Genomic DNA, 7,206 nt, shown 5'->3' with positions numbered 1-7,206 from the left:
CCTGAAAGTTCACGGCAGTCGCCGAGAACGACGCGCTTTGTGTGGCAGTCACCAAACGGTTCTGGTGAATCTGATCACCAGCCGTCGCCTGAAACTGAGCGGCTGAGTTTTCACTGTTCAGAAGCAGATCACCGGTCGCGACATACTCGATGTTCTGTCCGGCCTGCTGCGTGCCTGTGGTCGTCACCGACTGGTTCGACTGCACAGTGAGTGACTGCTTACTGCTGACATCCCCTAAGCTAATCTGGCCATCTGCCGAGAGCTGAATATCGCCCACCGAACTGAACAGCTTACCGGTATTCACGCCGATCCCCTGCTCGGTCGCCACCAGAGTGATACGACCGGCATACATGCCGCCCAGCGCCGAGGAATCGATTGCCAGTACAGGTTTATCTTTCACATCATGCGTGGCTGTGACTTCATTGGTCAGATAATCAATTTGGTTTAGGCCGGTAACGACAGACAGGTTGTTGGCATGAATGTCCGCATTGATTTTTGCCGTGCGGGCCAGAATATCGAAATAGTCCTGAGCGGTGCCATCCAGCCCTTGCCCGGTGACAGTGACATCGCCCTGGCGAATGTCAAAGCCGCTCAGTAAGCCGCTCTGAAACTGAGGGACACCTGTGGTTAAGGTGACTCGCGGGGTATTGAGAAAACCACAGCCGTTACAGGTAATGCCATAAGGATTGGCGACGATAACGTTCGCTTGCTGGCCAAACACTTCGGTATAGCCATTCAACTGGCTGCGGTTGGCCCCGGTAACTTCATTGAGAATGACAGAGGCGGCCTGCCCGTTCAGCTGAGCGTTCCCCTGCAAATAGCCGCCCAGCTGAGATTGCGCCAGTTTTTCGGTTGAGTTGTTGAGGATCAGCCCTTCTTTGCCGACGTTATATTGCTGGAACTGGTTATGCGATAAACCACTGGCATTGGGGGCGGCAATATTCACCACTGGCACGCCGTTCGCCGCGGCAGAGAGCGTGGTGTGATGCTTACCGCTGCTATCGACCTGAATTGTTGCCCAGACAGGCTGAGTCGCCAGCATCCAGCACATGACGTAAGTCAGTACTTGCGTGAATTTGTGATTATGATGACGCATGCCGGCCTCGGAAAATTCAGAATCTCAGTGAAAAACGGTAATTCAGGCTGTAATCATCCGCCGACATCCAGGAAGGATGTTCGATGGGCCAGCCCGCCAAAACAGTGCTCTGGTAAAAGCCCGACTGCGCACGCAGCCCCACCGCTCCGCCTGTTAAGTGACCCCGTTCAAAGGGGTCTGTGTTGTCGGGATGTATCGCCCCGGTATCGAGTGCAACAGTCAGATCCAGTTGCCCCAGATAAGGCCATTGCCCCAGGTGGTAGTTCAGGTCGTTGCGCCAGTAGTAGCCGGCATCGCCCGACAGCGATTGCCCCTGAAAACCACGCACCGAATACTCGCCACCTATGCTAAGCCGCTCACTGCCGGGTAACGACTTGGCGGCAATTTGGGTAAACAGCGTGGTCGAGAACGACCAATCCGGCGACAAGGGATAGGTATAATTCACCGTGACTGTGCCCTTGTTGAATTCCGTTTCCGGGCTGCCGGGCACTGCGCGATAACCGGGAATAGCCAGTCCGCGCTCATATAAGGGCGACATCGTCAGAAACCCGCCAGCCAGCCGCGTGCTGTGTTCGGCGGAAAGCGTCACCGACGCGCGTTCATTGCTGCTGCCGTTCAGTAAGGTCTTGTCGATAAAGTTTTTCTCGTGGTCATAGCCAAGCACCACCCTAAGTGAAGACTTACTGATACTGTCCCGATGAAATAACCATTGGGTATCCAGTGCGTGCCTTTGGGTTTTACCGCTGGATGCGAACGAGAAATTCTGGCTGTTTACTGTGGTCAAATAATCGCTGTAGGCGTACTGGTAGTTCAGGGTCCAGTAACCCAGTGGCATTCCGCATCCCAGCTGCAGGCTCTGGCTGTCCCGACTATCGACAAATTCAGCACTTTTCGAACCAGACAAGCTCCAGCTCTCGTAAAGCCCTAAAATGTCTTCAGCCACCAGCGTGACAGAGAGTTGCTCCTTGCCTGTGCTGTCCTGCCCTGAATTGCTGTAACCCAGCTCGCCCCGCCACCATGCGCCCGCTCTGGCCTGAATATCGACCAGACTGAAACCGGGCCGGGTGCCGGGCAACATTTGCACCGTCGCGTTATAGCGGGACAAACGGTTCATTTGATCCAGCGTCTGCTCGACATCCCGCAAATTTAAAATCCGGCCACTTTCTCCAGGGAAAAGGTGCTGCAAACCGGATGACGCCATGCCGTTTTCCTGCAGGCTTTCCAGCTTGCCTTCCAGCACGTCGACAACTAACTCACCACCCGACAAATTCTGCGGTAACAGCACAGCTCTGGATGTCACATAAGCCTTGTCGATATAGGTGTTGGTGATGATTTTCAGCATATTGTTGATGGCTTCAATGCCGATGCAGTCTCCGGCTCTGAAATCGATCGCCGCCAATAAAATGTCTGTGGCGATGTGCTGATTGCCCCGCAGCGTCAGCTTTTGAATCACAAAACATTGTGCATCCTGCGCTGGCAGGACTGGTGCTGGCGGTGGCAAAGCCTGTAACTGCTCGATCGCCTGTTGGGACGCTTCAAGCGATTGCAGACGTTTTGCCTGCTCTGTTTCGATATCACTTTTTACCGCAGGAGAAAGCAGAGCGGCATAGGAAGAAAAAACGGTGAAAAAGAGACAAACCGAAGCAAAACGAATCAGCATAGCACCCACATGAAAAGTGATATAAATATGCGTTCCAGCCTTTAATAAGCCGCTGATGCTGATGCAAAATAAAAGTCATCAGTCACCTTTACTTCCGTGTATTTTCAGCGCTTTCAGCATCCTTTTCTGCCCATAAAAAAACCGGCAAACAATGGCAAGCCATGCCAATACACACGCTGAGAATCAAGAACACATAATTATTTAAAAAATGTGCATCACTCACGTCAGGAAATCGCTTTCAATCATGGCGACAATTTATTCAACGACATTAAATTGACACCGAATGACCAAGGCATAAAAGATCTGAACAACAAGCAGGCAATGACAAATGAACGGCATAAAAAAACGGCCCTGAGCGAAACTCAGGGCCGTTTTTCAAAAAAGAAAAGGATGTTCAATCAGGCATGCAGCAGCGCCATGGATTCTCTGGCGATCACCCACTCTTCATTGGTCGGAATGACCATGGCCATCGGGGTATTGGGTTTCGTGATCACGCCTTTTTCGCCGAAGCGGGCGTTCGCATTACCCGTGGCATCTTCGCGGTAGCCGAAAATTTTCAGGTACTTAAGAACTTCACTGCGCACCGGCAGGGAATTTTCGCCAATGCCGCCGGTAAATACAATGGCATCCAGTTCGTCCAGCGCCACCATGTAAGAAGCAATGTATTTCGCCACCCGGTAAGTAAAGATTTCAAACGCCAGTTTCGCACCGGCATGGCCAGCTTCCATCGCTTCAACAATGCCGCGGCAGTCGCTGGTTAAACCGGAAACGCCCAGGAAGCCCGCTTCTTTGTTCAGGGTTTGCTGCACCTCAGCCTGACTCCAGCCTTTGTTGATCAGGAAATCTACGATGCCCGGGTCTAAATCGCCGCAACGGGTGCCCATCATCAAACCGGCGGTTGGGGTAAAACCCATACTGGTATCAACACTCTGGCCATTACGCACGGCACAAATTGACGCGCCGTTGCCTAAATGCACGGTGATCACATTGGTTTTTTCTGCCGGTTTGGCCAGCTGTTTAGCCGCTTCCTGGCTGACAAAGTAATGGCTGGTGCCGTGAAAACCGTAACGACGGATGCCGTAGTCCTGATAGAGCTTCTCTGGCAACGCATAGCGATACGCTTTGGCAGGCATCGTTTGGTGAAACGCGGTGTCGAACACGGCGTATTGCGGCAGGTAGGGGAAAGCACTGATGGCCGCGCGGATGCCGATAACGTGAGCAGGATTATGCAGGGGTGCCAACTCGCTCAGCGCTTCAATCTCTGTCAGCACATGTTCATCGATTTTCACGGTTTCACTGAAACGCTCGCCGCCATGAACCACACGGTGGCCGATGGCAATGATGTCCTGCTTCAGGCCCAGTTCATCGAGCAATAGCACCAGACGATCAATCGCCTGCTGATGGTGATTGCCTGTCGCTTCCAGCGCAAAGCTGGATTTCTCGCCGTCATATTTCCAGCTGACAGAGGCATCGCTGAGACCAAAACACTCCCCCAGCCCTGTCAATCTTGCATCACCGCTGACGGCATCGATCAAAGCAAATTTAAGCGAAGAGCTTCCGGAATTAATAACGAGTACAAGTGAATGGCGCATGGGGATTCCACCAGAAGATTGTCGGCTGATTTGGCACTCAGTGCCCCCTGACAACAGATGTTGTCGGCACAGATGCTAAGAAATTGATGTGGAGCAACAGATTCATAGCATCTTGTGCTGCACCATAATACTCAATTTTTTTTGAATGATTCAATACAATATTCAAATTTAATGTAAAAACACAAAATTTTTTTGCAAGGAATCAAAAAACTGAGTGATAGTTCAACAAAGAGAAGATGTGTACATCCGCTGATCCGTCTCTGGCAAAGCGCTTAGCTTGCCTCAGACGAAGACAGATACCTTTGGTACAAAGCCTCAACGTCATTGCTGCACATCACATCCATATTGGCTTTCAGCATGGATAATGGCCAGTCCCACCACTTGATTTCCAACAGCTTGGCCACTTCGCTGTCGTTAAACCGTGACTTAACGACTCTGCCAGGATTGCCGACCACAACACTGTAAGGCGGGACATCTTTGGTGACCACTGCCCGCGCGCCGATCACTGAGCCATCACCTATGTGTACACCGGGCATAATGACGCACTCGCTGCCGATCCAGACATCATTGCCGATAACCGTATCACCCGTTCTGGCAAAACCGGCTTTGACTTTGTCACCAAATTCACTCACCTCAAACGGGTAAGACGATATCCAATCGTGTCTGTGTCCCTGATTACCTGCCAGCATGAAAATGGCACCCGAAGCGATCGAGCAGAATTTACCTATGATGAGTTTATCGACCTCACCAAAAATACCGGATTCCCACACCGCTTTTGTAGAGTGATCACCCATCAGGTAACGTACACAATGATCTTCAAAGTGCTTGTCGTGGTAATAGCCGGAATAGTAAGTGAAGTCCCCGACAATAATGTTCGGGTTAGTCACTTTTTTATTCAGCTCGTAACCGCCAAGCCAGGAAGGAAAGATAGTCGCCATCATTACCTCATACTCAAACATGCGCAAAAAAACTGCGACTTTTTATGTCAGTATAATGTAACTGTCTGGAAGCAGCCGCGCTATGCTGTCACCCGACTAAGACAACAACACAGCAACGGCTGAAAATGGCAGAGTTTTCGCTTATGCGGATGACACAGACTCAGCAGCGACCATTTCCCCGCTCCAGTCTTTTTTTGCCGTATTTTGTGAACCGTTACCCTGCCCGGCCGCAGAAAGACCAGGATTCGTTTGCACCACTGAATCCACATCAATGTCTTCATTGATGCGGCCTAAAGCGGCATCAAGCTCAGCATCAGTCGGACGGTATTTGGACCTGTCGTACATTTTGTCGAGCAAATCCATGGTGGAATGCACAGGTACTGGCGGGTTGTGCAAATACTTATAAATCTGCTTGGCCACTTTCTGAACATTCAAAATCGACTCAATGCCGACATGCTGAACCGCCGTATCCCGCTCTTTTTTGGCATCCAGATATCCCGAAGCAAACGCCACAGAAAACCAGATATACGCAACGGCGGCATCGGTGACATTGGTCACAGGCTGGTCATTGTTCAGATGCATTTTCCCGGCCAGATACTGTGCTTCCAGATTGCCGAGCTCGGCCGCTTTTTCCAGCCAGTAGATGGCTCGCCGGCGATCTCGCGTCGCCCCCACCCCGGTCTGGAAACAATAGGCGACTTTAATACAACCCATGGCATCGTTATTCACGGCCGACTTTAAACGCCAGAAAAAGGCACGACGCGGCGATGGGGTCGGATTCGACTCCACCACGTACCAGTCACCCAGAAACAGCTGTGCCGGCACATATTCCATTTCAGCCGCTTTGATCAGATGGCCGACACCCGAAGTGGTATTAATCGCAGTACCATAGCCTCGGATCTCAAAACGACCGAGTTCAAACAAGGCCTCTGGTTCATTGTTGTTGGCTTTGACCAGGCACTCCCAATAACGCGACTTGGCTTCGCCGTGAGGATCATCGACATCCTGGCGACTTAACCGTGCCAACGCATTCTGTCCGATTTCATTCCCTAGTTCAGCAGCTTTCTGGTACCAGCCTAATGCCACACGGAGATTGCCAACTTCATTTTCCTTCGCTAACGATAAAATGCTGGGAATATGACCTGACTGCGCCTTTTTGACTTTTTCTTCGTGTTCAACAGCCTTTGCCTGTTCTAATACCTGTCGGTATTTTTCATCCTTGAGTGCCTGCTCTCTGGCGGCCTCACGAACGTCTTTCATCAGTGCAAAATACCGGGAAACCGCCACAATCAGCAATACAATGCCCAGGCAAACGCCTAAACCGAGTTGTGACATAACCCCTCTTAAAACAAATCTGTATTCTTTGTAATAACGGCATTTTGGGATAAATCTAAAGTTATATTTTCTCTGATTTTGAAGCTGGTCAGATCAGGGCACCGAAAACAGTACAAAAATCCCGGTTTGAGCAGAGATTCTGCGAAAGCCGGGACAGAAAAATAGCCAATGTCTGTGACGCTTAATCCAGCGAAATGCCGTTCACACTCAGGCTGACTTCCACATTGCCGCGTACGGCATTGGAGTAAGGGCACACCTGATGGGCTGACTTCACCAGTTCAATGGCTGCTTGATCATCCATTGCCAGTTCAACGGACAAATCCACCGCTAGTGCAAAAGCGCCACTTTCTTTAGCCAGTAACCGAACCTTGGCTTCTGTCGGGGCTTCACGCAAACCCAGTTTCTGAAGGCCCGCAATATGCAGCACTGCATTTGAGAAACAAGCCGAATAACCCGCGGCAAACAGCTGCTCTGGATTCGTGGCTTCGCCGCTGCCGCCCAATGCTTTGGGATAGCTCAGAGAAACATCCAGCAAACCATCATCACTCTTCACCTGACCATTGCGACCGGCGCTTGCTTTTGCGG

The 7,206-nt window shown here is 51.1% G+C and carries 6 protein-coding genes; all 6 read right to left on the bottom strand.

Going from position 1 to position 7,206, the window contains the following annotated elements:
- On the bottom strand, positions 1-1,096 hold a 1,096-nt coding region (locus tag P0Y67_RS22005), incomplete at its 3' end, for a filamentous hemagglutinin N-terminal domain-containing protein (protein WP_342393600.1).
- A 16-nt stretch (positions 1,097-1,112) separates the two neighbouring features.
- Positions 1,113-2,756, bottom strand: coding sequence for a ShlB/FhaC/HecB family hemolysin secretion/activation protein (locus P0Y67_RS22000; protein ID WP_342393599.1), 1,644 nt, complete (start codon positions 2,754-2,756; stop codon positions 1,113-1,115).
- A gap of 398 nt (positions 2,757-3,154) precedes the next feature.
- Positions 3,155-4,348 carry an acetate/propionate family kinase gene (locus P0Y67_RS21995; RefSeq protein ID WP_342393598.1) on the bottom strand — a complete coding sequence of 398 codons (1,194 nt, stop codon included), beginning with the start codon at positions 4,346-4,348 and terminating at the stop codon, positions 3,155-3,157.
- 272 nt (positions 4,349-4,620) lie between these two features.
- Positions 4,621-5,286: a CatB-related O-acetyltransferase gene (locus P0Y67_RS21990; RefSeq protein WP_446728869.1), complete on the bottom strand. Its 666-nt coding sequence runs from the start codon at positions 5,284-5,286 to the stop codon at positions 4,621-4,623.
- A gap of 141 nt (positions 5,287-5,427) precedes the next feature.
- Positions 5,428-6,621: a tetratricopeptide repeat protein gene (locus tag P0Y67_RS21985; protein WP_342393596.1), complete on the bottom strand. Its 1,194-nt coding sequence runs from the start codon at positions 6,619-6,621 to the stop codon at positions 5,428-5,430.
- A gap of 181 nt (positions 6,622-6,802) precedes the next feature.
- Positions 6,803-7,206 (bottom strand): organic hydroperoxide resistance protein (locus P0Y67_RS21980; protein WP_342393595.1); only part of this gene is annotated, 404 nt, incomplete at its 5' end.

It is taken from the genome of Photobacterium sp. SP02 (assembly GCF_038519165.1).
GTDB lineage: Bacteria > Pseudomonadota > Gammaproteobacteria > Enterobacterales > Vibrionaceae > Photobacterium > Photobacterium halotolerans.
The sequence above is the reverse complement of the archived record's forward strand: the minus strand, read 5'-3'. Positions and strand labels throughout refer to the sequence as shown.

Bases quoted from the DNA above. Each gene is read 5' to 3' on its own strand.
- P0Y67_RS21985 (WP_342393596.1), bottom strand. From the start codon at position 6,621: ATGTCACAACTCGGTTTAGGCGTTTGCCTGGGCATTGTATTGCTGATT.
- P0Y67_RS22000 (WP_342393599.1), bottom strand. From the start codon at position 2,756: ATGCTGATTCGTTTTGCTTCGGTTTGTCTCTTTTTCACCGTTTTTTCT.
- P0Y67_RS21990 (WP_446728869.1), bottom strand. From the start codon at position 5,286: ATGGCGACTATCTTTCCTTCCTGGCTTGGCGGTTACGAGCTGAATAAA.
- P0Y67_RS21995 (WP_342393598.1), bottom strand. From the start codon at position 4,348: ATGCGCCATTCACTTGTACTCGTTATTAATTCCGGAAGCTCTTCGCTT.